This is a genomic window from Bacillus sp. DNRA2 (assembly GCF_012843265.1).
Taxonomy (GTDB): Bacteria; Bacillota; Bacilli; order Bacillales; family Cytobacillaceae; genus Bacillus_BU.
Genome location: NZ_JABAIT010000026.1, coordinates 25,814 through 50,559, shown reverse-complemented (window position 1 = coordinate 50,559; position 24,746 = coordinate 25,814). Strand labels below are relative to the sequence as shown.

Sequence of the window (24,746 nt, the reverse complement as noted above, 5' to 3'; positions counted from 1 at the left end):
CCTTTTTGTAATGGAACAATGCGCCAGGCGAGAAAAGACCCAAGTGAATAACCTTCACTTGGGTCGTGGGTATTAAGTCGCGTTAGCGATTTTGTTCTTGCAATAATATTAGCTGATATTTTATTGCATATTTATACAAAAGAATAATGATAATCCGCGTTTTTAACATATAACATAGTGTTAATGCAGTTAAGAAGAATTTGTGTCAATAATGTAACAATTGGATATTTTTTTCATTTGTACGATATAATTTTTCTGAAATCATTGTTTTTTCAATAATATAAAGAGGGGGGAACGAAGATGAGAGAGAAGACGATTTATGAATCAGCTTTAGAACAAGGTTTTTCCAGACGTGACTTTTTGAAAATGTGTACTGCTTTAACAGCTGCGATTGGCTTGGATTTTTCCCAGAATGATAAAGTCGTCAAGGCTATGGAGACAAAATCTCGTGTTCCTGTCATTTGGTTGCAATTTCAAGATTGTACAGGTTGTTCAGAATCATTTATCAGAAGTGCCCATCCAAAGGTTGAAAGCGTTTTATTTAATATGATTTCACTCGAGTATTCTGAGGTGTTATCTGCAGCAAGTGGTCATCAGGTAGATGAAGCAATGGAACAAGTATTAAAGGATTATGATGGTAAATATATTTTGGCATGTGAAGGCAGCATACCAGATGATGATGCTTATTTAAGTGTTGCTGGAAACGCTGCGAAGGAAACCTTTAAGAAGGTTGCAGGAGGAGCAGCAGCTATCATTTCTTATGGAAGTTGTGCGTCATGGGGCGGAATAGCTGCTGCTAAGCCGAATCCAACGGGCGCTAAACCAATCACTGCATTCGTATCAGGTAAACCCGTTATATTAGTTCCTGGTTGTCCTCCAATTGCTGAGGTTATGACCGGAGTAATTGCTCATTTTATTACGTTTGGTTCACTTCCGGAAACAGACCATTTAGGTCGTCCGAAAGCATTTTATAGACATAGAATTCATGATAAGTGTAATCGCCGAGCATACTTTGATGCTGGGTTATTCGTCGAGTCCTTCGACGACGAAGGTGCAAAGCAAGGATATTGTCTTTATAAAGTAGGTTGTAAAGGGCCAACTACATATAATTCATGCGCAGAAATGCGTTGGAATGGTGGTGTGAGTTATCCAATACAATCCGGAAATCCGTGTATTGGTTGTTCGGAGGAAGGTTTTTGGGATAATGGTCCATTCTTTGTTCGCCGTGCAAAAATTCCAGGAACTCAAACAACAATCAACCCAGATCAAATAGGTGCAACGGCAGTCGGACTTACCGCAGCCGGAGTTCTTGCCCATGCAGGTCTTACAGTGATGAAAAAGAAACATGATGAAAAGCGGGGGGAAGATGAATGAGCGAGCGAATAGTTGTTGATCCGATAACAAGAATTGAAGGGCATTTACGGATTGAAGCGGATATTGATGATGCAGGGGTAATAAAAAATGCTTATAGTTCGGGGACTGCTGTTCGCGGCTTAGAGCTCATTGTTCGTGACCGAGATCCACGGGATGTATGGGCTTTTGTGCAACGGATATGTGGTGTATGTACGACAGTACATGCCTTAGCTTCGATTCGATCAGTTGAGGATGCCTTGAAAATAGAAATACCTCGTAATGCGCACTTAATACGTGAAATAATGAATGAAACGTTATTCTTGCATGACCACGTTGTCCATTTTTATCATCTCCATGCTTTGGACTGGGTTGATGTGGTCAGCGCGTTAAGTGCAAATCCAGATGAGACTTCAAAACTGGCGCAGTCAATCTCAACTTGGCCAAAATCTTCACCTGGTTATTTTAAAGATGTTCAAAATAAGGTGAAGAAAATTGTCGAAAGTGGTCAATTGGGGATTTTTGCAAAAGGTTATTGGGGACATGCAGCCTATAAATTGCCTGCAGAGGTTAATTTACTAGCAGTAGCTCATTATCTCGAAGCGTTAGAATGGCAAAAGGAAATAGTTCAAATCCATACGATTTTTGGTGGAAAAAATCCACATCCTCACTATGTAGTTGGTGGTATGGCAACACCGCTTGATATCAATAGTGATAACGGAATTCATGCCGAAAGATTAATGCGGGTTTCTCAGTTAATCGATGAAGCAAAAGAGTTTGTTAATCAGGTATATATTCCTGATCTGCTCGCAATTGGTTCATTCTATAAGGACTGGACCCATGGCGGGGGATTAAATAACTATTTATGCTATGGAGATTTCTCAACTGGTAGCATAAATGATCCTAAGCTATACCGCATGCCGCGCGGAATTATTTTAAATGGAAATGTGAATGAAGTATTGGAAGTTGATCTCAAAAATCCAGAACATGTTCAGGAATTTATCGATCATTCTTGGTACACCTATGATGGTAAAGAAGGTGGCGTTGGTAAGCATCCATGGGATGGTGAAACAACACTTAAATATACTGGTCCGAAAGCACCGTTTAAAGAGTTAAATACAGATGAAAAATATAGCTGGTTAAAAGCACCTCGTTGGAAGGGAAATCCAATGGAAACTGGTCCGCTTGCACGGATGATGGTTGGATATGCTTCTGGCAAAGAAGAAATTGTGAATATCGTTGATAGTACACTTGCCAAACTTGGATTGCCAATCACTGCTCTGCAATCAGCACTTGGACGTACGGTTGCTCGTGGTTTAGAAGCTGTTCTCATTGCTGATTGGATGAGAAACGATATGGATGAATTATTTAAGAATGTGAAAAATGGTAACCAAATCACCTTTGATCGATCAAAATGGGAGCCAGAAAGCTGGCCTAAAAAAGCACAAGGTGTAGGCTGGATGGAGGCACCTCGGGGAGCACTCGGTCATTGGATTCAAATTGAAGATGGTAAGACAAAGAATTATCAAGCAGTTGTACCAACAACTTGGAATGCTTCACCTAAGGATAATAAAGGGAAAATTGGTGCATATGAAGCGGCGCTTAAAGGTACTCCATTATTAGACAAGGAAAAGCCATTAGAGATATTAAGAATTATTCACTCCTTTGACCCTTGCCTAGCCTGTGCTGTTCATTTAACCGATTTGGAAAATCAACAATCCACGGAAATTCGAATCGGATAGGAGGAGTGCGTTATGCCTAATCCAAAAATTATCCACCGAAAAAAGGGTTCGATACCGCTTCTACCTGGTGAGAACAGCGAAACCAGTTTCAGACGAAATCGTCCTCCGATTACTAAACCGATTGGCAATGACGTTGTCAAGGTTTATGTTTGGGAGTTGCCGGTTCGGATTTGGCACTGGGTGAATGCAATCGCAATTCTTTTCTTAATGGTGACGGGTATTTATATCGGTAAACCGTTCGCAGCTGCAACCATCCCTGAGGAAGCATACTATTCTAATTTAATGGGTTGGATGCGATATACACATTTCTTTGCTGCGTTTGTATTTACGATTAACTCTATTTTTCGGTTTTACTGGATCTTTGCAGGTAACAAATATTCATCACAAAACATATTCCGACTCATTTATTGGAAGGAAATGTTTGAAACTGTAAAATTTTACTTATTTATGAAACATAAAAAACCGCATTACGTTGGTCATAATCCTTTGGCGATAATGAGCTATATCGTTTTCATTGGGATTGGCTCAATTGGGATTATCTTAACTGGCTTTTATCTTTACTTTGAACCTCAGCATGGATCGTTTTTCGCGACTCTTTTTGCATGGGTGCCGAGTGTTTTTGGCGACAGCTTTTCCATTCGCTCTTGGCACCATCTAATCGCTTGGGCGTTTATGGTATTTTCAGTGATTCATATTTACCTAGCTTGGCGTGACGATTACCTTGAAAGAAACGGAACACTTTCTTCAATTGGTACAGGATATAAAGTGGAGCCAAAGAAGGCGATTGGAGGAAAAGATGAACAATAGCAGCTCAGATAAAAAAATCACGATATTAGGAATAGGCAATAGCATTTTTTCTGATGAAGGGGTTGGCGTCCATATTCTTCCCTTATTAGAGGAACTGTATAAAGATGATCAGTCAATCGAAATAATCGAAGGTTCGACAGATGGGATGAAACTGTTGGGTCCGGTCGAGGATACTGATTATTTACTTGTCATTGATGCGATAAATGCCGGCAAATCAGGCGGCGAGATTATTACCTTAAAAGGTGAGGAGATCCCTGCTTATTTCGGTATAAAAATGTCAATCCATCAACTAGGTTTCCAGGAAGTATTGTTTGCTGCAAAGCTGCGTGAGAGATATCCAAAACACATTGCAATGGTCGGTATGCAACCAACTTGTTTGGAACTTGGTGTTCAATTATCCCCTGAAAATCAAGCTAAATTAACTAATCTTGCAGAAGCTGTTCAACACCAAATACAAGTTTGGAGAGAAGCAATGTGAACAGACAGGATTTTTTTAAGGAAATGAGGAAGGGGTTATTCAGCACCATTAGAACGGTATCTGAACCGTTTGTGGATGAGGAAATTGAGAAGCTGGAAAAGACCGCTGACTCTATGCTTGGGATTCGCTGGATGTTTGTGTGTCAAATGGATACAGAGTTTTCCAAGGTAAATGAATATTTTATCAATGGAAAACCAATTTATATTATTCATGCAAATGGGAACATGAGGGCATTGAGCGGTATTTGCCCCTCGTGTTCCAATCTTCTTAATCTATCAAACCTATTATTAACTTGTAAATGTTTTAATTGTTCGAAAGATTATAATTTTCAAACAGAATCTGGGAATTTAGCCTTCGAGGAGTTACCAATATTACTAAAAAGTGGTGGATATTATATTGGGCTAAAACGATAGGGCTGTGACAACATGAATAAGGAATGATTCTCATGCATGAAATGTCATTAATGGGTGATGTATTAAATATTATTCAAGATGATGCAGAGTCAAAGGGAATGAAGAAGCTCCAAAAAGTAGAATTAATAGTTGGTGAAGTTAGCAATGTCTTGCCCGATGCCTTAGTCATGGCTTTTGAAATATTTAAAGAGCAAAATCCTCATTTTATCGACTCGTCTGCCACATTAGAAATTCATAATGAGGCAGCGAGGGCAGAATGTGTTTTGTGTGGTCATGTGTATCAGCCGGACCACCGAATTGCTCAATGCCCAATATGCCTTTTGCCATCTGGAAAAATTACTTCAGGTGAAACGTTCCAAGTCTTATCATACGAGGGGAGATAACAAGCTATGAAAGTAACGTTAAGAACAGATGTATTAACTAACAATAACAAGGCAGCGGAATTTAACAGGGAACTGTTTGTTGATACAAATACGTTTGTCATTAATATGATGAGTTCACCTGGAGCGGGAAAAACAACGTTGCTAGAAGAAACAGTGAGGGCCTTATCTGGTCGTTATCGAATTGCTGTTATCGAAGGGGACTTGGCTACTGAAAGGGATGCTGATCGGATCCGGGCAATGGGTGCGAAAGCTGTACAAATTAATACACATGGCGGATGTCATCTAGATGCGCGTATGGTAGCGGCGGCTTTAGCAGAATTAGATTTGGATGAAATTGATATATTATTTATTGAAAATGTAGGCAATTTAGTTTGTCCATCCGGCTATGATTTAGGTCAGCATAAGAAAATTGCCGTATTAAGTGTTCCGGAAGGGAATGATAAAATTCCCAAATATCCAACAATGTTTATGCGAACCGAGTTAGTGCTCGTTAATAAGATCGATTTGCTGCCATACTTAAATTTTGATGTTGAACAAGCAAAAATCGATCTAGAAGGGATTAATCCCGAATCTACACTGATTCCTATTTCAGCCACAACAAAGGAAGGTTTTGATAATTGGCTTACTTGGATTGAAGGTGTGATGGGATATGATTGCAGCCAAAAGAATATCGGTTAGAGGCCGAGTTCAGGGAGTGGGCTTTCGCCCGTTTGTATTCGGACTAGCAGACCGGTACAAGCTTTTTGGTTCCGTTCAGAACAACATGGATGGTGTGAAGATACACCTTGAAGGGGAAGAAAAAAAGCTTCACTCCTTCCTTCATGATTTAGAACACAAAGCTCCTCGACTTTCAAAGATTGACAAAATTATTGTAGCTGAAGCCGAGATTGTGGGCTTCACTACTTTTTCTATCATAAAAAGTGAGCGTAGTGGCGCATCGATGTTGGTTATTCCGATAGACTCAGCCGTTTGTGATGACTGCCTAACGGAAATGCGTAACCCGCGAGATTTTCGCTATCGTTATCCTTTTATTAACTGTACTCAATGTGGTCCGAGGTATACAATTATTCGTGAGCTTCCGTATGACCGTCCATACACGACGATGGGATCATTTAAAATGTGTCCAGATTGTCAAGCGGAGTATGAAAATCCACTTAATCGGAGGCATCATGCTCAACCAATTGCCTGTCCAAAATGTGGACCGGATATTTTTCTATACGATGCAAATGGAGTTGCCCTTGAAGTAAGTGACTCCTTGCGCGAAACAATTCGACTACTTGAACTAGGCAAAATTATTGCAATTAAAGGAATTGGTGGGTATCACCTTGCCTGTGATGCACGTAACGAGGAAGCTGTACAGCTGCTCAGATTACGAAAAAATCGTAAAGTAAGGCCGCTTGCCGTTATGGCTGCTTCGCTTAATGAAGTGAAAAACTTTGCTGAACTGAGTTGTCAAGAAACAGACATCTTATTAAGTCCTGAAAGCCCAATTGTTATTGTTAAGAAAAATCAAACCTATGATTTGGCAGATGGAATTGCACCAGGTATGAATACTATTGGAGTGATGCTTCCATACGCGCCGCTGCACCATCTTTTGTTCGATGAGTCAGAAGTGAAGTGTCTTGTGATGACAAGCGCCAATCCTTCTGGTTTACCGATGATATATAATGAGGAAACAGTTTTTCACTATTTACAGGGGATTGCGGATTTTTATTTAATCCATAATCGGGAAATTTTACACCCTGTAGATGATTCGGTTGTTCAACTAAATAACAAAAATCAGGATTTTTTACGTCGTTCACGAGGCTACGTCCCCGATCCCTTACCAATTAACAAGAATGTAACGGGTATCGTCGCATTTGGTGGGCAACAAAAGACGACCTTTTCAATTGGAAGAAACGAACAAATTTTTATAGGTCCACATATTGGCGATTTGGAAAATATCGAAACAATCAATCATTATAAGCACGAATTAAACCATATATTAAAATGGGTTGATATTCCCAAGACTACAGCAGTTATTGATACTCATCCAGGATATTTATCGAGGGAAATTGCTAGGGATTACAAGTTTAATGAAGTAATTGAAGTACAGCATCATCATGCTCATATGGCAGCATGTATGGCTGAAAATGAACTGGAAGAAGAATGTTATGGAATTATCCTAGATGGAACAGGATATGGGATTGACGGCCATATTTGGGGGTTTGAAATCCTCTATGGAGATTACAAGAGCTTTGAACGTCAGGGGCACTTAAGGTATACACCGCTTCCTGGTGGTGAAAAGGCGATAAAAGAACCATGGCGGAACGCTAGTGCGATGCTTATTTCATTGCTCGGTGATAATGGCATTACGTATGCAAAGCAACTGTTCCCTGAGAAACTGTCAGATCTAACTGTTATTCAAACCATGCTGCAGAAAAATATTAATACGATACAGGCGGGAACTTGCGGCAGATTATTTGATGCTGTAAGTGCAATGGCTGGGCTTTGCCATGTTTCCACCTATGATGGGGAAGCAGCCATAAAGCTTAGTGAAAGTACAGAGTTCACAGCTGAGGTCAGTCCCTATTCATTTGAAATTAATCGAGCTAACAGTCTGTTCGATTTTGATTTTAGCAAAATGCTCCAGGAAATTGCCGAGGACGTCATTGTTGGAACTGCAATTGAAGAAATTAGTACTAGATTTCATGAAACAATTGTCAGAGCTATCGTTTCGGTAATGCTCGAACTTAAACGGAAATTTCCGACACGCCCAAATAGGGTTGTCATGTCAGGTGGCAGTTTTCATAATCGGTATTTACGAGAGAAGCTGTCAAAAGAGCTGCTCACAAATGATTTTACAGTATACAATCATCAAAAGGTCCCTTGCAATGATGGGGGATTATCATACGGACAGCTTTTAGTTGCGTCAGCGATAAGGGAGGGAGCAGCATGTGTGTAGGGGTACCAGCTAAAGTAATTGAAAAGCACGAATACTCAGCGGTTGTCGATGTAATGGGAACACAAACGACCGTAGGTATCATTTTTGTCCCTGAAGTGGAAATTGGAGATTATGTGATTGTCCATGCGGGTCAAGCGATGTCAATCGTGGATGAGGAATATGCAAAAATAAGTGTTGAAGAGTGGAGGAAACTAACTGATGCTCGAAATACTTAAACAGTCCTCTAACCCAGAAATTTGTAAAGCATTATTGGAATCGGTAAAAGAGAAAGCACAGACATTTCAAAGTATTTATGGACGCAAACCTGCCTATATGGAGGTTTGTGGTTCACATACTATGGCTCTGGCGAAATCAGGGGTAAAGCAAGCGTTATTAGATGATGTTAAGCTCATTTCTGGTCCAGGTTGTCCAGTTTGTGTTACAGATCAGCAATCAATTGATGCGATGATTGCGCTCAGTGAAGGTGATGATCGGATTATTTGCACTTTTGGGGATATGGTTCGAGTTCCTGGTTCGTCGAAAAACCTTCTACATGCTAAAACAGCTGGTAAGGATATAAGGGTATTATATTCTCCGGTTGATGCAATCCGCATTGCCGAGGAAAACCCCGACAAACAAGTTGTATTCCTAGGGATTGGTTTTGAAACCACCATTCCGATTTTATCTTTACTCGTTGGAGAGGCAGATAAACTTCAGTTGAAGAATTTCTCATTATGGATGACGACAAAGTTAGTAGAACCAATTCTAAGAACATTATTGGATGCTGGCGATGTTCGTTTGGATGGTTTTTTACTTCCAGGTCATGTGTCGATTGTATTAGGTGAAGATTCATATCAATTTTTAGTCAACGAGTACGGTGTATCTGGAGTGATTTCTGGATTCGAACCAGCAGAGCTTTTAAGTGGCATAGATAAATTGATAGATTTGTCCTTGAAAAAAGAGGCAAAAATTATTAACGATCATAAATCGATTGTTACAAAAACTGGTAACCAAGTAGCGAAAACCTGGATGGAGACCTATTTCACGGTTTGTGATGAAGCATGGCGTGGAATTGGTGTAATATCAAATAGTGGTTTGGATTTAAAGCCTGAATTCGACCAGTATAATGCTAAAAAGCGGTTCTCCATAACCTTAGAAGCACCAAAGAAAACAAAATGTCGCTGTGGCGAAGTCATTAGGGGAATTATTTCACCAAACGAATGCTCTTTGTTTGGAAAAGCTTGTCGACCAATGAATCCAATTGGTCCATGCATGGTTTCTGCCGAAGGAAGCTGCTCAGCCTATTACCATTACATGAGGGAGAGTTTCTAATGGAAAAGATTATCAGCTTAGCACATGGTGATGGTGGAGAATTAAGCCATCAATTAATCCAGGAGCTATTTGTTGGAGCATTTGGGAATCGGAACGAATCGATGTTCGACGCAACCCTTTTACAGCTTCCTACAGCCGAAATTGCCGTGACTACTGATTCATTTGTAATTAAACCTATATTCTTTCCCGGTGGGTCTATTGGCAAATTAGCTGTGGCTGGAACGGTGAATGATCTGGCTGTTAGTGGGGCGAAGCCATTATACTTAACCTGTGGTTTTGTCATAGAGGAAGGGTTTTCTTTATCGGATTTAAAAACAATTGTTATGGATATGGCAAAGGAAGCGAAACATGCTGGTGTATCAATTATTGCTGGAGACACTAAGGTTGTAGAACGGGGCAGTGCTGATGGTGTGTTCATTAATACAACCGGTATTGGGATTATTGAAAAGCGACTTAACCCTGAATTATTTTTTCATGAGGGTGATCAAATTATCATTACAGGTACAATCGGAGACCACGGTATGGCGGTGTTAACAGCTCGCGAAGACCTGGGAATTCAAGTTCCAATTGATAGTGATTGTGCTTCATTAAACCAAATGTTAGCCAGTGTCACAGAGCATTGTGACGATGTTCGAATCATGAGGGATCCGACCAGGGGTGGGCTTGCAACAACGCTCGTGGAAATCGCAGAGGATTTCTCGCTTACATTAGTCATTGAGGAAGCAAAATTGCCTGTGAAGAATGAAGTAAATGGAGCATGTGATCTGCTGGGCTTTGATCCGCTTTATTTAGCTAATGAGGGTAAGGCGATCATCTTCATCTCTGAACTTGAGTCGAAACGGGCTTTGGAAATAGTAAAAAGCTTCCCAATCGGTCAAGATGCTCAAATCATTGGTCGGGTGGCTGGTGTTAGTAAAGGACAATTGCTATTAGAAACACCGATTGGTTCTAAAAGAATGCTTACTAGACTAACAGGCAAAATGCTACCGCGAATTTGTTAGTTTTTAAAATATATTAAAAAGGCTGACGAAATGGTCAGCCTTTATCTATTGACAGGTTTTGCATTAATGATGTATCGTTGTGGTGCATTCCCAACATATCGGAACGGATAGCAAGTTGTAACGGTTAATACTTCATTAGGTGCGGTTGGCTTAATGACGGTCAAATCATCAGCGTCAACGACCTTCGTACCTTCAATTTTATATGAAAATTCACCATACGGAACCTTAACAATTAGTTCATCACCAATCTCTAGTTCACCCATTCTTCGAAATACTGTATCACGGTGACCTGATAATACAATTTGGTCATTCCCCATTGGCCATGCAGTTCCTTTATAATGACCGACACCTTTTTCTAAATCATCTGCATCAGTACCTTCCACAATCGGTAGTTCTGCATCTATTCTCGGAATGGATAGAATCCCGACAACATCACCCATAAAGGGAGAAAAATCTTCAATATCGACTTTTGGTTTTTTGAGAATTTCGTGTGCTTTTTCAAGGCTATTGGTTTGTACAGTTTTCGTTTTAAAAATTTGAAAAGCGCTATAACCTATGATTATTAAACCTACAATAATTAATAAGATAGATAATTTTCGAACCATGATACCCCCCCATCTCTCAACTATTACTTTATTATATTTCCAGTTGGTGAACAACTATAGATAAATAGAAAATGATTTGGAAGATGAGTTTATCATTTTGCGATGTTGGAAATTTGTCGAATCTGTACGAAAAGTTATTAGAATTGGTTTCATTGTCAAAAATGTACCTGTATAATATTAATTAAGTGTAAAAAGTTAGGAAGTGAAAAATTGAGTAAGATTCGCATTGTAACCGATTCCACTGTGGATTTAACGGATGAGGAATTAAGTCAATATGACATTGAAGTGGTACCATTATCCATTCATATTAACGGGGAGACTTATATAGATCGCGTTGATATTTCTCCGATTGAATTTATTAAAAAGATGAAAGAAGCACCTGAACTTCCGAAAAGCTCACAACCAGCTGTGGGAACCTTTGTTGAAGTGTATGATCGCCTTCATGATGAGGGGTATGAAGTGATCTCCATCCATATGACAGGTGGAATGAGTGGTACTGTTCAGTCTGCAGGCAGTGCTGCGAAAATGACGAATGCCACAGTAACCGTAATTGATTCGAAGTATATATCTGCTGCATTGGCATTTCAGGTAATTGAAGCGGCAAAGCTGGCTAAGGCAGGTAAATCTCGAGAAGAAATTGTTGCGGAAGTTGATAAAGTACGTGAACAAACAACTTTATTCGTTGTCGTAGATACATTGGAGAATTTGATAAAAGGTGGAAGAATCGGAAAGGGCAAAGGGATGATCGGTTCGCTCCTAAATATCAAACCTATCGCTTCACTCGATGGTGGTGTCTATACCCCAGTGGCTAAAGTAAGAAGTCATTCGCAAGTTGTAAAATATTTGGCAAAGCAATTTGTGGAACAGTCAACTGGAAAGAAAATCTTAGGGGTTTCAATCGTTCATGTTGAAGGGCTTGATCTCGCAAACAAATTAAAAGCAGCTATCATCGAACAGACCGGCTTTTCTGAAATTGATATACGCTATACTACTCCAGTGATAGGGACACATACGGGTGTTGGAGCAATCGGATTTATGTATTATCTTGAATAACTGACTTAAAAAAAGGAAAAGGTCGGAATATCCACATCTTTTCCTTTTTTCTTTGCAAAAGGTTTGCTAGAATAAAATTCAGATATATTTGAATAAAGTGGGTGAGCGCAATGTTTAAAAAAGCTAGTGCATTTGCAATCGTTATCATTTTGTCTATTATTCTTTCAGCATGTGGTCAAAACGAAATTGAAAACGCAAAGAATTGGCCTGTAAAAGATTTCACTTATACAGACCAAGATGGTAAGTCATTCGGCTTATCTGATTTGAAAGGCAAGGTTTGGGTTTCTGACTTCGTCTTTACTTCTTGTGCTGATGTATGTTTACCAATGACCGCAAATATGGCGAAGTTGCAAAAAATGCTGAAAGATGAAGGTATCAAGGATGTAGAACTTGTATCTTTTAGTGTTGATCCAACTGTCGATACCCCTGATCGATTAAAGCTGTTCGCAGATAATTTCGATGTAGATTATAGTAGTTGGCATTTTCTAACAGGCTATACGCAAGAAGAAATTGAACAGAAGGCATTAAAGGATTTTAAAGCTGTTGTGAAAAAACCAGAAAATGAAGATCAAGTCATTCACGGGATTGATTTTTATTTAATGGATCAAAAAGGAAATATCGTGAAATATTACGACGGTCTTGAGGAAATTCCGTACAAAGAAATTATCAAGGATATTAAAACTCTACAAAAATAAACCTTCTTCGGAAGGTTTTTTCTATATTAAATATAGAAAGAATATAAAAGTAGTCATGACGAAACAGGAGAATGCTTGAAGATGAAGAATAAATGGAAGTTTTTATTTTTAGCACTACTTTCTTTAAATTTGTTATTTATGTGCATATTAATATTTTACTTAACCGCACCGGCTGTTGATAAGCCCTTGAAAAATAAAGCTCCGGATACAGATGCTGTATCGTTTAAAGTACAGAGCAATAAAGGCGATTTGGACACTGTTGTCAATCATTATTTACAAAAAGAAAACGAAGGGGTAATTGACTATCAAATTCATCTAGATGAATTTGTAAATTTGTATGGAACGTTTCCTATCCTTAATCAAAATATTGAAATGAAGTTGTCATTTGCACCAAAGGCGTTAGAAAATGGCGATTTGGTTTTAAAGGAAGAAGAAATATCGCTAGGCAGATTCCATTTACCTTCAGCGACGGTATTACAGGTTGTTGATGATATGTATCAGTTTCCGGATTGGGTAACGATCCAGCCTAATAAAAATCAAGTGTATGTAGACTTGCAGCAGTTGAAACTAAAAAGTGGCATCCAAATAAAAGCCAATCAATTTGATTTAAAGAAGGATCAGATTTCATTTACGTTATTAGTTCCAATTGAATCAAAAAATCCTTAGGGATAAGGTGACTGAACCACACCAAATCGATTTTTCGAAAAAAGCGATAAGGTGTGGTTCAGTCCTTGCTCAATTTGTTTCTATGATAAGAGTCTTAAACCTTTCGGATAAAAGTTTTTAATGATACCTTTCGTTTCTTTCCCCCAACCAAGTGGATAACCGTTAAGCAATATTAACACCCAGCCGGAATCTCCAGTTGATTGAAGCGTTTCCCCCTTTAAATACCGCTTCCAATCGTCCGTTTCAAGGGATATGGAATGTATATGCTTTACCTCACTGCGCTTTAGAGATAACGCCAAAGAATGATTTGGCTCAAAGCGATTTTTTTTAAACTCTCCAAGGTGCAAGCCTGCCCGAATGACTTTTAATCCGGAAAAATCAAAACAGTTCTCTGGTAATGAAAACAACTGCTGCTTAAAGCTAAAATAGGGTCCAGTTGGTACATGATAAAGTGTATCATGAGCAAATTTGTAGAAATCACGAAGCTCATTTTTACTAGGCCCCTTGCCAAGCGGTTTTTGCTTAGAAGGTGGATTTGAGCCATGCTTAATTAGCTTGGCTACAAAATGACCTTCGCCAAACAGATGATGTGGCCAGAGACGTTTTGTCTTAGTGAGCTCTACATTGCCTGTTTTACTCCAAGCGGGATTCCCATCAACAATCCCTGGCTTTTCCTCAATTGGTAATAGCTCCATATCAGGAAAGTTGTTGAGGAAATCTTCAATTGTTTGTTCATTTTCCTCCGGCGAAAATGTACAGGTGGAATAAACAAGAATTCCTCCCTCTTTTAACATACTGTAAGCAGATTTCAATATATGGCGCTGTTGCTTGGCACAGTGGTCGACATGAGCTTCGCTCCAAAACGCAATCGCATCCTCATCCTTGCGAAACATCCCTTCTCCGGAACAAGGTGCATCAACGAGGATTTTATTGAAATATCCTTCGAACCGCTCCGCCAGTTTTTCAGGTGCTTCGTTCAACACGATCGCGTTTTTTATTCCCATTCGCTCCACGTTTTCTGATAGCGCTTTGGCTCGCTTTGGATTGATCTCATTAGCGACAAGAATTCCTTCATTTTCCATGTAACCGGCGAGTTGAGTCGTTTTCCCCCCCGGTGCAGCGCACAAATCAAGGACAGTATCAGTGCTTTCAGGCTTTAGTACATCTGCGACAAACATGGCACTTGGCTCTTGCATGTAGTAAAGCCCCGCCGCATGATAAGGGTGCTTTCCAGGTTGATCATGTTCAGGATCATAGTAATAGCCAGTTTCCACAAATGGAATTCGTTTCACGTCAAATGGTGATAGTGCTTCCCATTCCGAAAGGGAAAGCTTAAGGGGATTCACTCTTAGTCCACTTGCTTTAGTTTGTTTATATGTATCGAAAAATGGATTAGCTTCTTCTTTTAGTAAATGGGTCATTCTTTTTATAAATGGTTCTGGTAAATTCACTTATTGAGCTCCTTTCAGCTAATTTGCCTACAAACGATTATTTGCTTTTTTCAAAAATGAGTCAAGTCTAAAATTTGCAGAGCCTCCAGATAAATGAAAACGACCGGACAACCGGTCGCCTAGCCTCTGATTATAAAGGTCTCAAAGGAATGTTCGTTATGTTGAGAATTTGTGGCAACAATTGAATAAACCTCGTTAGGATTAAATTGTAATTGATGCAGTGGTAATATTACTTGTTTTGTACCGGCATTTCTAATTTCTAAGTCTACAGTCATTGGCGTGATTCCCAGGTATGGTGTGGCTTCCTTAAATGAAACTTTTGGGAAAACTACATCACCTTTTACAACGGCAACATCGATCGCTTGGGTGCGAGGAGAAAGGTGGATAAAACGGAACTTACTTTCACCTTCTGGGACATGGAGATGGTCCTCAAAAGAGAGCAAACGAAGCTTATTCTCACTGCCAATCATCGGCAGAGTATATATTTTTCCGGGTTCCACAGTAATACGCTTATTTAAAATACTAGTCACTTGATTTTCAGCAGGATAAATGTCTAGATGGTATTTACCACTTGGTAATGATAAATAATGACTCACTTCTTTGTAGGGGAGGTTCCGAAACACGCGAATTGCATTAATATATACATCAATATTTCCGGTGTCACTAGAACCATGTAAAACACGAATAATTCCGGTTCCAAGACTCGCTTGTTCAGGTAGTCTATTGTCCTCTTGGATCGTCTGAAATGCTCTGGAAAGTGCGTGGAGATGCTTTTTATAATAGTGGATGTATAAATTGGGGTCTAAGTATTTATAATAATTAGCCATCACATCATATGAAGCAGCTTTCTCAAAATAATCCTGCCCATTTCGCTTTTGTGACATACGCGTCGCTCCTATCTATAAAACTTCTTCGATAACATATGCATCTTGGGCTTTGAAGGTGTGTGCGGGCATTTATTTTTCATTATGTCAAAAAGACGTTAAAATAGTGGGTATAGTAAAAATGATAAAGGAGGTGTGGTTAATGGACCGGCAGTTACAAAAAGCGACCTTTGCTGGAGGTTGCTTCTGGTGTATGGTCAAGCCATTTGACGAACAACCGGGTATCGTTCAAGTTGTTTCCGGCTATACAGGAGGCACGGTTGAAAATCCCACTTATAAACAAGTTTGCTCTGAAACAACCGGACACTATGAAGCAGTTGAAATTACATTTGATCCTGAAGTTTTCCGATACGGGACATTATTGGAGTTATTTTGGCAGCAAATTGATCCGACCGACCCGGGAGGTCAATTTTATGATCGAGGGACCTCGTATCAAACGGTGATTTTTTATCATAACGAAGAACAGAAGCGGTTGGCGGAAATCTCTAAACAGGCACTTGCCGAAAGTGGGCGGTTCTCTAAACCTATCGTTACGAAAATCCTTCCGGCAAAACCATTTTATCCTGCCGAGGAATATCATCAGGATTATTATAAGAAAAACAAGCCTCATTATGAACGCTATCGTGTAGGTTCAGGTAGGGATGCATACTTTCGCAAGCATTGGAGGGAGAAGTTTGAATAAGAAAAACATCGATGAATTAAAGGAGAAATTGACGACAGTCCAGTTCGAAGTCACACAGAATAATGCGACAGAGCCACCTTTTAGAAACGAATATTGGAACGAAACAAGAGAAGGTATTTATATTGATATTGTTTCTGGAAAGCCATTATTCAGTTCAAAGGATAAATTTGATGCTGGTTGCGGCTGGCCAAGCTTTACTAAGCCACTAGAAGGAGAAGAAATCATCGAGAAACAGGATCATAGCCATTTTATGATCCGAACTGAAGTAAGAAGCAAAAGTGCTGATTCCCATTTAGGACATGTCTTTAATGATGGACCTGCTCCAACAGGTTTGCGCTATTGCATCAATTCAGCTGCACTCCGCTTTATTCCAAAAGAAGGACTTGTTGAAGCTGGCTATGGTGAATGGTTGCATCTTTTTGAGAATGAATAATAAAAAAGCCGCAGTTACATGCGGCTTTTCTTATTTATTCGTCATTCCGCCAGACAAGATAAATTTCATCGCATCCTCAGGCTTTACATCTATGATTTCAACCTGTTCTTTCGGTATTAAAAAGGTGAACCCTGCCACTTGAAACGTTTGTGGCACATAGACAGCGATGTAATTTCCCAGAGGTTGATAAAATTTGTCGAGTTCTTCCGCTGTGATAAATCCCATACTCTTCATTTCCGTACCAGGAATGGTCACAAGGGCAACTTTGGAAAATGATTTCTTTTCACCTAAAAATGAATGGATGGTATCCTTAATGACGGAATAAACAGTTTTCACAAACGGGATCTTATCTAAGATGGAGTCGATGACACGTATCACCTTGCCAGTAATGAACTTTGTCGACATCCAACCCAGTAAGGTTATGAGAACAATCGTGACTAACAAGCCAATACCAGGAATATAATCATCCTTTAAATAGGGTCTTAGCAGGTTTCCGAGAATACTATCAAGAAACATAAATGTTTTGTAAATTACATAAACTACTAAAATAATAGGAACAATCGTTAAGATTCCGTTTATAAAATTTTTGACAAGATTTTTCACGTAATGATATCCTCCACATCTAAAAAAATTCCTCACTCTAGTGTATCAAATCTCATCAATATCTTGTAATTTTGTTTGCCAAATTGCAGTCAGTTTTCAAGGAGTAAGAGTGATGAAAAAATGTTGGGCAAAAATACATACGAGACAAGTACCTATTACATACCTTATCAATGTACATTAAAAAACGAGGAGTGATGAGGTATGCATTATGGCTATGGCGGTTGTGGTGTTGCAGCACCAGCCTATCCATCTTGTGGATATGGTTATGGATATGGGCATGGTAATTGTTTTGCGTTAATCGTTGTTTTGTTTATTTTGTTGATTATTATTGGAGCGAGCTGCTACTACGTAAAGTAAACAATAAATGAGACTTGCGGAGGGGATTACGCCGTAAGTCTTAGTTTTTGCGAATGTTTTAATTGTTTTTATCGAAAAATGTTCGTGTTTTGTTTGACTGAACCCGGTGATTCTGTTATATTTACGAATGGGATTGTGAAATATCCGAAGATCACTTACGTCTGGGGGAAGTTCTTGATGAGATCGAATTATGATGTGATTGTGGTTGGGGCAGGCCCAGCTGGAATTTTTACATGCTATGAATTAACTTTGAAAATGCCTAATGCTAAAGTATTGCTCGTGGATAAAGGCCACGATATTTATAAACGAAACTGTCCAATTTTACAAAAGAAAATTGAAAAATGTCCCCCTGCAGCTGGGCGAAAGGACTTTGCTGGCTGCCTACCAGCCTGTTCAATTACAAACGGTTTTGGTGGAGCGGGAGCGTATTCCGATGGGAAATTTAATATCACCAGCGAATTTGGCGGCTGGATGACGGATTACCTACCTGAATCAACCGTGCTGGATTTGATTAAATATGTCGATAATATTAATTTGTCACATGGAGCAACGGAAAGTATCACTGACCCATTAACCGATAAAGTAAAAGAAATCGAACGACGTGGTTATGCCGTAGGTTTGAAGTTGCTTCGTGCCCAAGTACGCCATTTGGGTACGGAACAAAATTTACAAATTATGGCAAGTATTTTTGAATATTTAAACGATAAAATTGACATGGCATTTAAAACTGAAGTTGCAGATTTACTCACTGAGAAAACAAGTGATGGCGTTAAAGTAACAGGGATTCATTTGAAAAATGGACAATCCATATATGCTGATAAAGTCGTGATTACTCCTGGCCGCGACGGGTCAACGTGGTTAGCTGAGATTCTTAAATCGCGTCGATTGGGTATGATCAATAATCAAGTTGATATTGGTGTTCGTGTTGAAACCTCAAATATTGTCATGCAAGAAATAAACGAGCATTTATATGAAGGAAAGTTTGTTTTTAATACATCGGTTGGCACAAGAGTCAGGACTTTCTGCAGTAATCCATCTGGACATGTTGTGGTCGAAAACCACTCGGGAACAATGCTCGCGAATGGACATGCCTACCGTGATCCGAAATTAGGTAGTGCCAATACCAATTTCGCCTTACTTGTATCACATACGTTTTCTGAGCCGTTCGATAAACCAAACGAGTACGCTCATGAAATCTCCCGGCTAGCCAATGAAGTGTCCAATGGAGGGCTTATTGTGCAAAAATACGGGGATATTTTAAAGGGTAGACGTTCAACCGTAAAGCGTATTAAAGAAAGCTTTATCGAACCAACCTTAAAGGAAGCGGTACCAGGTGATTTAGGACTTGTTCTACCTTATAACACCATGAAGAGTTTAATTGAAATGACCGAAGCGTTAAATCATGTCACTCCTGGCTTAGCCTCAGAACATACGTTATTTTATGGAGTTGAAGCAAAATTCTATTCGGCACGACCAAAATTAAACGACCGCTTTGAAACGGAAATTAATGGTTTGTATGTTGGAGGCGATGGTGCTGGAATCACTCGTGGTTTGGCTCAAGCAAGTGCGTGTGGAGTCTGGATTGCTAGGGATATTATCGAAAAGGTCCAAACGAAGTCATTTGAGACAATCGCACAACAAGCATAAGATAAATAAATCCTAACCTAGAGGGGAATCCCTCTAGGTTTTTCTTCAATGATTTGCAGGGTATATGTTTAGCAATTTAGCAACTAAAATATGATAAAATAATGTATTAGCTATTACTGGAGGGGATTTTATGTTAGCTCATAGGCTCAAGCCTGGTGACGAAATAAGGGTGATTGCACCGTCAACAAGCATGCTAATGATAAAGGAAAAACAAATCGAGATTGCAATTGAACGTCTCAAATCATTAGGATTTACAATTACATACGGGAAAAATGTTTACGCTCACGATGCGTTGTTTAGCTCGACGATTGAAGAAAGAATTGAAGATATCCATGATGCGTTTCTCGATGAAAATGTGAAGGGAATTCTTGCTGCTGTGGGTGGCTATAACAGCAATCAATTATTACAATACATAGATTATCAGCTCATTAAAGCCAATCCTAAAATATTTTGTGGATATGGGGATATTTCGGCATTGAGCTTGGCGATATATCAAAAAACAGGATTAGTTACATATGCGGGTCCTGACCTATCCAGTTTTGGGGTAAAAGAAGGCCTTGATTATACGATGCAATCATTTTTGGATGCCACAACCAATGATTCTCCATACGAAATGGCTCCATCAAGCTATTGGAGCGAGGATCCATGGCATCTGGAGCAGGATAGCAGAACCTATCATGAGCAAGATCATTATTTTGTGATTCATGATGGCAAGGCTGAGGGTCGTATCGTTGGCGGAAGTTTATCGGCATTGAATTTGTTAAAGGGGACAGAATTCATGCCGTCATTAAAGGATGCTATTCTGTTTATCGAGGATGATCATGAAACACATCCGCACCGGTTCGATCGTGAGCTTCAGGCACTATTACAAAGCGCTTCGGCATCTGAAATTAAAGCGTTATTAATTGGCAGATTTCAAACAGATGCAAATATGACGATAGGTGCCCTACAGCACATTATTCAAACAAAAGCAGAGCTCAAGACCATTCCTGTTATCGCTAATGTTAACTTTGGACACGTTCAACCATTTGCAACACTCCCCATAGGTGTAACCGCAACCATCTATGCCAAAGGAACCGAGACAGAAATATTGATTGAGCAAAATGAATATTAATCTTTTTAAGGAAACAGACAGCGATTACCGTGTCTGTTTTTTTCATTTTAAAATTAATCAGTTCATACACTTTTAATAGACCTATTTTTAAAATACGAATTTTCTTCCGCCAAAGAAACGGAGTGAGACAATGGAGCAATCATACTTAATTAAACCTGTTTTGGACGCAAACTATCCTATGATTGATTATGGAAAGGGGGTATATCTATACGACCAAGCTGGAAAAAAATACTTGGATGCATCTTCCGGGGCAGTAACTTCCAATATTGGTCATGGTGTGCCGGAAATTATCGAGGCGATGAAAGCACAGGCTCAAAAGGTCTCCTTTGTTTATCGATCGCAATTTACTAGTGAGCCTGCTGAAGCACTTGCTCAAAAAATAGCCCAATTAGTGGGAGGAAATTTAAACTGGAGTTTCTTTGTTAATAGTGGTTCCGAAGCGACAGAAACAGCAATGAAAATAGCGATTCAATATTGGCAAGAGCAGGGCAAAGCAACAAAAACGAAAATTTTGTCGCGCTGGGTTAGCTACCATGGTATTACGATGGGAGCATTGTCAATGTCAGGGCATCCTTTGCGAAGAAATAGATTTATTCCTCATCTTGACGACTGTCCAACCATAAATCCTCCCTACTGTTACCGGTGCCCTTATCAACTACGCTCACCTGAATGCGGTCATCAATGTGCCCATGAATTGGAAAATGCAATCAAACGGATTGGCAAGGAACATATCGCTGCATTTATTGCTGAGCCAATCATAGGTGCAGCAGGTGGAGCGATCACTCCACCGAACGGCTATTATCAAGTGATTAAAGATATATGTGAACGCAATGAAATATTATTTATCGCTGACGAGGTAATGACTGGCTTTGGTCGAACAGGTAAGGTCCTCGCCTGTGAGCATTGGGAAGTTGAGCCGGATATTGTTGCTTTAGGGAAAGGAATGGGAGCCGGTTATGCAACGATTGCAGCCACATTAGTCAGCGATAAAGTAATCGCCCCTATTCTGTCAGGATCGAAGCTTATCATGAGCGGGCACACCTTAAGTGCAAACCCGCAAGCATGTGCAGTTTCTTTAGCTGTGCTTGAGTATTTGGATACAAAACAAATCATTTCAGCTGTCGAGCCAAAGGGGACGTATTTACGAAATAAATTAATGAAGCTTATGAATCAATTTACGTTTATCGGTGATATCAGAGGAAAGGGTTTAATGCTTGGAATGGAAGTGGTTGAAAATAAATTTACGAAACAACCATTCTCGCGGAAAGTTCAGGCGATAAAGATGCTGATTGACTTGGCCCAGACTAACGGCCTACTCATTTACCCAGCTAATGCCGGGCTTGATGGAGTGAACGGTGATGCCGTTATTATTGCTCCACCCTTAACCATTACAAAACGAGAAATTGATGAACTTATACGGCTCTTAACCTTAACCCTATCACAGTTTGAACAGAGGTTGTCATCTCTTAACAACCTCAAAGGAGAAAGCTAAATGGACAATTTCTTCGGAAAAGTGATTTCGCTCGAGGCTGCTTTGGATTATTTTTTTGATGGGATGACGTTAATGTTTGGTGGCTTTGGTGGGGTTGGCTCACCACCATCGCTAATTGATGGAATTCTGGATAAAGAGATAAAAAATCTCACATTAATTGGAAATGACACGGGTTTTCCTGATATTGGAATCGGGAAATTGGTCAGTAATGGCCTTGTCAAAAAGGTGATTGCTTCACACATTGGCTCCAATCCTATTGCTGGGCAATTAATGACTGCAGGAAAACTTGAGGTGGAATTTTCACCGCAAGGAATACTGGCAGAAAGAATTCGTGCTGGTGGAGTAGGCATTGGTGGAATTTTAAGTGATATCGGCTTGAACAACAAAATCGTGACAACAAATAAGTCGGTACTAGAACTCAATGGTCAGCCATTCATTGTTGAGCCTGCTCTAACTGCCGATGTTTCGATCATTTATGCCAAAAAAGCAGATCCATTTGGCAACCTTGTTTACGATAAAAGCGCGCGTAATACCAATCCGCTCGTCGCCATGGCCGGAAAGATTACCGTTGCTGAAGTCGAAGAATTTGTCCCACTTGGCAGTTTAGATCCTGAAGAAATCGTGACCCCAGGGATCTTTGTTTCAAAAATGGTGCAAACAAAAGGGGTGAATTGGAAGTGGGCATGGGAGAGAAAAGTCGAGAATTAATGGCAAAAAGGGTAGCAATGGAAATCTCCTCTGGTATGGTCATTAATCTAGGAATAGGTATTCCGTCTTTAGTGCCGAATTATTTGCAAACGGAGCATGTCATGTTTCAGGCGGAGAACGGAATTCTTGGCATGGGGCCAAGACCCAACAGTGGTGAAGAAGACGAAAATCTTTGTAATGCAGGTGGATTCCCTGTGACAATCATGAATGGAGCATCATACTGCGATAGTGCAACCGCTTTTGCGATGATTCGGTCAGGGAAAATTGATATGACCATTCTAGGTGCATTACAGGTAAGCCGTAAAGGGGACTTGGCGAATTGGATTGTTCCGGGTAAAAAAGTGCCTGGAATGGGAGGCGCAATGGAGCTAGCGCAAAAGGCTAAACGGGTGATTGTTTTAATGAGTCACACTGATAAAGCAGGTAAACCAAAGATAGTTGAGAGTTGTCAATTACCGCTAACTGCAACAAAATGTGTGGATATGATTATTACTGAAATGGCTGTTTTTCATATTCAAAACGAAATCTTGCAATTAAGCGAATTGTTTGCCCCGTATACGGTTGAAGATGTAGTGAAAAAAACTGGTTGCTTATTTTCTATAGAAAACAAAATTAAAATTCATTCTGTTTAAGTGGGAGTGATAGGGTGGAACCATTTGAAGGCAAGATAAGAGAATGGATCAAAGCCAACAAAGGCAAGGGGACATCGCTTCTTCGCAAACTTGTTCAAGAAGGAAGTGTCAGAGGCCATGAGAGTAGTGCTCAAGCGGTTGTGATCGAAAAATGCCGTGAGCTCGGTTTGAGTCTAGATATATGGGAAATAGGCGGGGAAATGTTGCAAAAACACCCAAAATTTTGCTGTGACAGAACCAACTTTGTCGGTAATCCGAATGTGGTCGGTATATTACCTGGATCGGGGGGTGGTAAGTCATTAATACTCAATAGCCATATTGATGTTGTCCCCGAAGGTGATATTGAAAAATGGGAGGAGGATCCTTTTAGTGGTGTAATAAAAACTGGAAAGCTGTTTGGCAGGGGTTCAACTGATATGAAAGGTGGAACCGCTGCTCTTTTACTTGCTCTCGAAGCAATTCGTGCCAATCAAATTAAACTAAAGGGCGATGTGATTTTCGAAAGTGTGATTGAAGAAGAAAGTGGAGGAGCGGGAACACTTGCTTGTTTGTTACGTGGTTATACAGCTGATGCGGCTATTATCCCTGAACCAACCAATCTGAAGTTTTTCCCGAAGCAGCAGGGGTCGATGTGGTTTCGCATTACTGTTCATGGCAAGTCAGCTCATGGAGGCACGAGATATGAAGGAATCAGTGCAATCGAAAAGGCATATTTAGTCATTAGACAAATTCAAAGTTTAGAAAAAACAAGAAATAAACGAATCAACGATCCACTCTATGAAAAAATCAGCATCCCAATCCCAATTAACATCGGTAAAATCAACAGTGGTACATGGCCCTCTTCCGTACCAGACTTGGCTATCATAGAAGGAAGAATGGGTGTTGCTCCAAATGAAGCAATGGAAAATGCCGAAACGGAAATGACTACAGCATTAGATAATCTTAAATTAATCGACCCTTGGTTTAAAGAACATCCCGTTATCATCGAGTGGTTTGGTGGTAGATGGTTACCTGGAACACTTGAGATCAATCATTCATTTATTAGGACCGCAGCAAGCTCTTATCAAACTGTAACGGAGCAGAAGCCAGTAATCGAAGCTTCACCATGGGGCACGGATGGCGGAATTCTCTCGCAAGTTGGCAATATTCCCGTTCTCGTGTTTGGACCTGGTGTGACCGAGGTGGCACATGATGCAAACGAGTTTATCTATTTGAAAGATGTCTACCTCGCAGCCGAAATCATTGCCGTTGCGATGATAAGATGGTGTGAGGTCGCGAAATGATTTTTTCGATAT

Annotated in this window: 27 protein-coding genes; 23 read left to right on the top strand and 4 right to left on the bottom strand. The window is 39.9% G+C overall.

Annotation, left to right across the window (positions count from 1 at the left end):
- The first annotated feature begins 300 nt into the window (after positions 1 to 300).
- From HHO41_RS18575 to hypE, 11 genes are read left to right on the top strand one after another with little or no spacing between them, the layout of a single operon-like run.
- Complete coding sequence (locus HHO41_RS18575; RefSeq protein WP_169101457.1) at positions 301 to 1,374, top strand: hydrogenase small subunit; 1,074 nt, start codon at positions 301 to 303, stop codon at positions 1,372 to 1,374.
- On the top strand, positions 1,371 to 3,092 hold the full coding sequence (locus HHO41_RS18570; protein WP_169101455.1) for a nickel-dependent hydrogenase large subunit: 1,722 nt from the start codon (positions 1,371 to 1,373) through the stop codon (positions 3,090 to 3,092). Before HHO41_RS18575 ends, HHO41_RS18570 begins: the two co-directional genes overlap by 4 nt.
- 12 nt (positions 3,093 to 3,104) lie before the next feature.
- Positions 3,105 to 3,899, top strand: a complete 795-nt coding sequence (gene cybH / locus HHO41_RS18565) for a Ni/Fe-hydrogenase, b-type cytochrome subunit (RefSeq protein ID WP_169101453.1) — start codon at positions 3,105 to 3,107, stop codon at positions 3,897 to 3,899.
- Positions 3,889 to 4,377, top strand: coding sequence for a HyaD/HybD family hydrogenase maturation endopeptidase (locus HHO41_RS18560; protein ID WP_169101451.1), 489 nt, complete (start codon positions 3,889 to 3,891; stop codon positions 4,375 to 4,377). The genes cybH and HHO41_RS18560 overlap by 11 nt, the downstream gene beginning before the upstream one ends.
- The gene (locus tag HHO41_RS18555) at positions 4,374 to 4,790 is read left to right on the top strand and encodes a hypothetical protein (RefSeq protein ID WP_169101449.1); all 417 of its coding nucleotides are present in this window, start codon (positions 4,374 to 4,376) and stop codon (positions 4,788 to 4,790) included. The genes HHO41_RS18560 and HHO41_RS18555 overlap by 4 nt, the downstream gene beginning before the upstream one ends.
- A 32-nt stretch (positions 4,791 to 4,822) precedes the next feature.
- Positions 4,823 to 5,173 carry a hydrogenase maturation nickel metallochaperone HypA/HybF gene (locus HHO41_RS18550; protein ID WP_169101447.1) on the top strand — a complete coding sequence of 117 codons (351 nt, stop codon included), beginning with the start codon at positions 4,823 to 4,825 and terminating at the stop codon, positions 5,171 to 5,173.
- A gap of 6 nt (positions 5,174 to 5,179) precedes the next feature.
- Positions 5,180 to 5,851: a hydrogenase nickel incorporation protein HypB gene (hypB, locus tag HHO41_RS18545; RefSeq protein WP_169101438.1), complete on the top strand. Its 672-nt coding sequence runs from the start codon at positions 5,180 to 5,182 to the stop codon at positions 5,849 to 5,851.
- Positions 5,823 to 8,117, top strand: coding sequence for a carbamoyltransferase HypF (gene hypF / locus HHO41_RS18540; protein ID WP_169101436.1), 2,295 nt, complete (start codon positions 5,823 to 5,825; stop codon positions 8,115 to 8,117). Before hypB ends, hypF begins: the two co-directional genes overlap by 29 nt.
- Complete coding sequence (locus tag HHO41_RS18535; protein ID WP_169101434.1) at positions 8,108 to 8,332, top strand: HypC/HybG/HupF family hydrogenase formation chaperone; 225 nt, start codon at positions 8,108 to 8,110, stop codon at positions 8,330 to 8,332. The genes hypF and HHO41_RS18535 overlap by 10 nt, the downstream gene beginning before the upstream one ends.
- Complete coding sequence (gene hypD, locus HHO41_RS18530) at positions 8,316 to 9,428, top strand: hydrogenase formation protein HypD (protein ID WP_169101433.1); 1,113 nt, start codon at positions 8,316 to 8,318, stop codon at positions 9,426 to 9,428. Before HHO41_RS18535 ends, hypD begins: the two co-directional genes overlap by 17 nt.
- On the top strand, positions 9,428 to 10,429 hold the full coding sequence (hypE, locus tag HHO41_RS18525; protein WP_169101431.1) for a hydrogenase expression/formation protein HypE: 1,002 nt from the start codon (positions 9,428 to 9,430) through the stop codon (positions 10,427 to 10,429). The genes hypD and hypE overlap by 1 nt, the downstream gene beginning before the upstream one ends.
- A gap of 41 nt (positions 10,430 to 10,470) precedes the next feature.
- Here hypE and HHO41_RS18520 read toward each other — a convergent pair whose 3' ends face one another.
- Complete coding sequence (locus tag HHO41_RS18520) at positions 10,471 to 11,034, bottom strand: class D sortase (protein WP_169101429.1); 564 nt, start codon at positions 11,032 to 11,034, stop codon at positions 10,471 to 10,473.
- Between the two features lie 210 nt (positions 11,035 to 11,244).
- On the opposite strand from HHO41_RS18520, the gene HHO41_RS18515 reads away from it, so the two are divergent.
- From HHO41_RS18515 to HHO41_RS18505, 3 genes are all read left to right on the top strand, one after another.
- The gene (locus tag HHO41_RS18515) at positions 11,245 to 12,087 is read left to right on the top strand and encodes a DegV family protein (protein WP_169101427.1); all 843 of its coding nucleotides are present in this window, start codon (positions 11,245 to 11,247) and stop codon (positions 12,085 to 12,087) included.
- A gap of 110 nt (positions 12,088 to 12,197) precedes the next feature.
- A complete protein-coding gene (locus tag HHO41_RS18510) occupies positions 12,198 to 12,782 on the top strand; it encodes an SCO family protein (protein WP_169101424.1) in 585 nt (194 codons plus the stop codon).
- A gap of 81 nt (positions 12,783 to 12,863) precedes the next feature.
- Entirely contained in the window at positions 12,864 to 13,448 is a 585-nt protein-coding gene (locus HHO41_RS18505; RefSeq protein WP_169101422.1) for a YpmS family protein, read from the top strand.
- An 80-nt stretch (positions 13,449 to 13,528) separates the two neighbouring features.
- Here the strand turns inward: HHO41_RS18505 and HHO41_RS18500 are convergent, their stop codons facing one another.
- Entirely contained in the window at positions 13,529 to 14,899 is a 1,371-nt protein-coding gene (locus HHO41_RS18500; RefSeq protein WP_169101420.1) for an RsmF rRNA methyltransferase first C-terminal domain-containing protein, read from the bottom strand.
- 119 nt (positions 14,900 to 15,018) lie between these two features.
- The gene (locus tag HHO41_RS18495; protein ID WP_169101418.1) at positions 15,019 to 15,783 is read right to left on the bottom strand and encodes a DUF4397 domain-containing protein; all 765 of its coding nucleotides are present in this window, start codon (positions 15,781 to 15,783) and stop codon (positions 15,019 to 15,021) included.
- 142 nt (positions 15,784 to 15,925) lie between these two features.
- On the opposite strand from HHO41_RS18495, the gene msrA reads away from it, so the two are divergent.
- Entirely contained in the window at positions 15,926 to 16,465 is a 540-nt protein-coding gene (msrA, locus tag HHO41_RS18490; protein ID WP_169101416.1) for a peptide-methionine (S)-S-oxide reductase MsrA, read from the top strand.
- A 7-nt stretch (positions 16,466 to 16,472) separates the two neighbouring features.
- Positions 16,473 to 16,898 carry a peptide-methionine (R)-S-oxide reductase MsrB gene (gene msrB, locus HHO41_RS18485; protein WP_481747104.1) on the top strand — a complete coding sequence of 142 codons (426 nt, stop codon included), beginning with the start codon at positions 16,473 to 16,475 and terminating at the stop codon, positions 16,896 to 16,898.
- Positions 16,899 to 16,928: 30 nt separating this feature from the next.
- Here the strand turns inward: msrB and HHO41_RS18480 are convergent, their stop codons facing one another.
- Positions 16,929 to 17,501 carry a DUF502 domain-containing protein gene (locus tag HHO41_RS18480; protein ID WP_169101407.1) on the bottom strand — a complete coding sequence of 191 codons (573 nt, stop codon included), beginning with the start codon at positions 17,499 to 17,501 and terminating at the stop codon, positions 16,929 to 16,931.
- 201 nt (positions 17,502 to 17,702) lie between these two features.
- On the opposite strand from HHO41_RS18480, the gene HHO41_RS18475 reads away from it, so the two are divergent.
- The 7 genes from HHO41_RS18475 (at position 17,703) to HHO41_RS18445 (ending at position 24,734) form a co-directional block, all read left to right on the top strand.
- Positions 17,703 to 17,858, top strand: a complete 156-nt coding sequence (locus tag HHO41_RS18475) for a YjcZ family sporulation protein (RefSeq protein WP_169101406.1) — start codon at positions 17,703 to 17,705, stop codon at positions 17,856 to 17,858.
- A gap of 177 nt (positions 17,859 to 18,035) precedes the next feature.
- Positions 18,036 to 19,505 carry an NAD(P)/FAD-dependent oxidoreductase gene (locus tag HHO41_RS18470; protein ID WP_169101400.1) on the top strand — a complete coding sequence of 490 codons (1,470 nt, stop codon included), beginning with the start codon at positions 18,036 to 18,038 and terminating at the stop codon, positions 19,503 to 19,505.
- A 130-nt stretch (positions 19,506 to 19,635) separates the two neighbouring features.
- Positions 19,636 to 20,619 carry a S66 family peptidase gene (locus HHO41_RS18465; RefSeq protein ID WP_169101398.1) on the top strand — a complete coding sequence of 328 codons (984 nt, stop codon included), beginning with the start codon at positions 19,636 to 19,638 and terminating at the stop codon, positions 20,617 to 20,619.
- Between the two features lie 130 nt (positions 20,620 to 20,749).
- The gene (locus HHO41_RS18460; RefSeq protein WP_169101396.1) at positions 20,750 to 22,111 is read left to right on the top strand and encodes an aspartate aminotransferase family protein; all 1,362 of its coding nucleotides are present in this window, start codon (positions 20,750 to 20,752) and stop codon (positions 22,109 to 22,111) included.
- Complete coding sequence (locus HHO41_RS18455) at positions 22,112 to 22,819, top strand: CoA transferase subunit A (protein WP_169101394.1); 708 nt, start codon at positions 22,112 to 22,114, stop codon at positions 22,817 to 22,819.
- Positions 22,789 to 23,451 carry a 3-oxoacid CoA-transferase subunit B gene (locus HHO41_RS18450; RefSeq protein WP_169101392.1) on the top strand — a complete coding sequence of 221 codons (663 nt, stop codon included), beginning with the start codon at positions 22,789 to 22,791 and terminating at the stop codon, positions 23,449 to 23,451. The genes HHO41_RS18455 and HHO41_RS18450 overlap by 31 nt, the downstream gene beginning before the upstream one ends.
- Positions 23,452 to 23,465: 14 nt before the next feature.
- Positions 23,466 to 24,734, top strand: coding sequence for a peptidase (locus HHO41_RS18445; RefSeq protein WP_169101390.1), 1,269 nt, complete (start codon positions 23,466 to 23,468; stop codon positions 24,732 to 24,734).
- The last annotated feature ends 12 nt before the right edge of the window (positions 24,735 to 24,746 follow it).

Bases quoted from the DNA above. Each gene is read 5' to 3' on its own strand.
- HHO41_RS18575 (WP_169101457.1), top strand. From the start codon at position 301: ATGAGAGAGAAGACGATTTATGAATCAGCTTTAGAACAAGGTTTTTCC.
- HHO41_RS18570 (WP_169101455.1), top strand. From the start codon at position 1,371: ATGAGCGAGCGAATAGTTGTTGATCCGATAACAAGAATTGAAGGGCAT.
- cybH (WP_169101453.1), top strand. From the start codon at position 3,105: ATGCCTAATCCAAAAATTATCCACCGAAAAAAGGGTTCGATACCGCTT.
- HHO41_RS18560 (WP_169101451.1), top strand. From the start codon at position 3,889: ATGAACAATAGCAGCTCAGATAAAAAAATCACGATATTAGGAATAGGC.
- HHO41_RS18550 (WP_169101447.1), top strand. From the start codon at position 4,823: ATGCATGAAATGTCATTAATGGGTGATGTATTAAATATTATTCAAGAT.
- hypB (WP_169101438.1), top strand. From the start codon at position 5,180: ATGAAAGTAACGTTAAGAACAGATGTATTAACTAACAATAACAAGGCA.
- hypF (WP_169101436.1), top strand. From the start codon at position 5,823: ATGATTGCAGCCAAAAGAATATCGGTTAGAGGCCGAGTTCAGGGAGTG.
- HHO41_RS18535 (WP_169101434.1), top strand. From the start codon at position 8,108: ATGTGTGTAGGGGTACCAGCTAAAGTAATTGAAAAGCACGAATACTCA.
- hypD (WP_169101433.1), top strand. From the start codon at position 8,316: ATGCTCGAAATACTTAAACAGTCCTCTAACCCAGAAATTTGTAAAGCA.
- hypE (WP_169101431.1), top strand. From the start codon at position 9,428: ATGGAAAAGATTATCAGCTTAGCACATGGTGATGGTGGAGAATTAAGC.
- HHO41_RS18520 (WP_169101429.1), bottom strand. From the start codon at position 11,034: ATGGTTCGAAAATTATCTATCTTATTAATTATTGTAGGTTTAATAATC.
- HHO41_RS18510 (WP_169101424.1), top strand. From the start codon at position 12,198: ATGTTTAAAAAAGCTAGTGCATTTGCAATCGTTATCATTTTGTCTATT.
- HHO41_RS18505 (WP_169101422.1), top strand. From the start codon at position 12,864: ATGAAGAATAAATGGAAGTTTTTATTTTTAGCACTACTTTCTTTAAAT.
- HHO41_RS18495 (WP_169101418.1), bottom strand. From the start codon at position 15,783: ATGTCACAAAAGCGAAATGGGCAGGATTATTTTGAGAAAGCTGCTTCA.
- msrA (WP_169101416.1), top strand. From the start codon at position 15,926: ATGGACCGGCAGTTACAAAAAGCGACCTTTGCTGGAGGTTGCTTCTGG.
- HHO41_RS18475 (WP_169101406.1), top strand. From the start codon at position 17,703: ATGCATTATGGCTATGGCGGTTGTGGTGTTGCAGCACCAGCCTATCCA.
- HHO41_RS18470 (WP_169101400.1), top strand. From the start codon at position 18,036: ATGAGATCGAATTATGATGTGATTGTGGTTGGGGCAGGCCCAGCTGGA.
- HHO41_RS18465 (WP_169101398.1), top strand. From the start codon at position 19,636: ATGTTAGCTCATAGGCTCAAGCCTGGTGACGAAATAAGGGTGATTGCA.
- HHO41_RS18460 (WP_169101396.1), top strand. From the start codon at position 20,750: ATGGAGCAATCATACTTAATTAAACCTGTTTTGGACGCAAACTATCCT.
- HHO41_RS18455 (WP_169101394.1), top strand. From the start codon at position 22,112: ATGGACAATTTCTTCGGAAAAGTGATTTCGCTCGAGGCTGCTTTGGAT.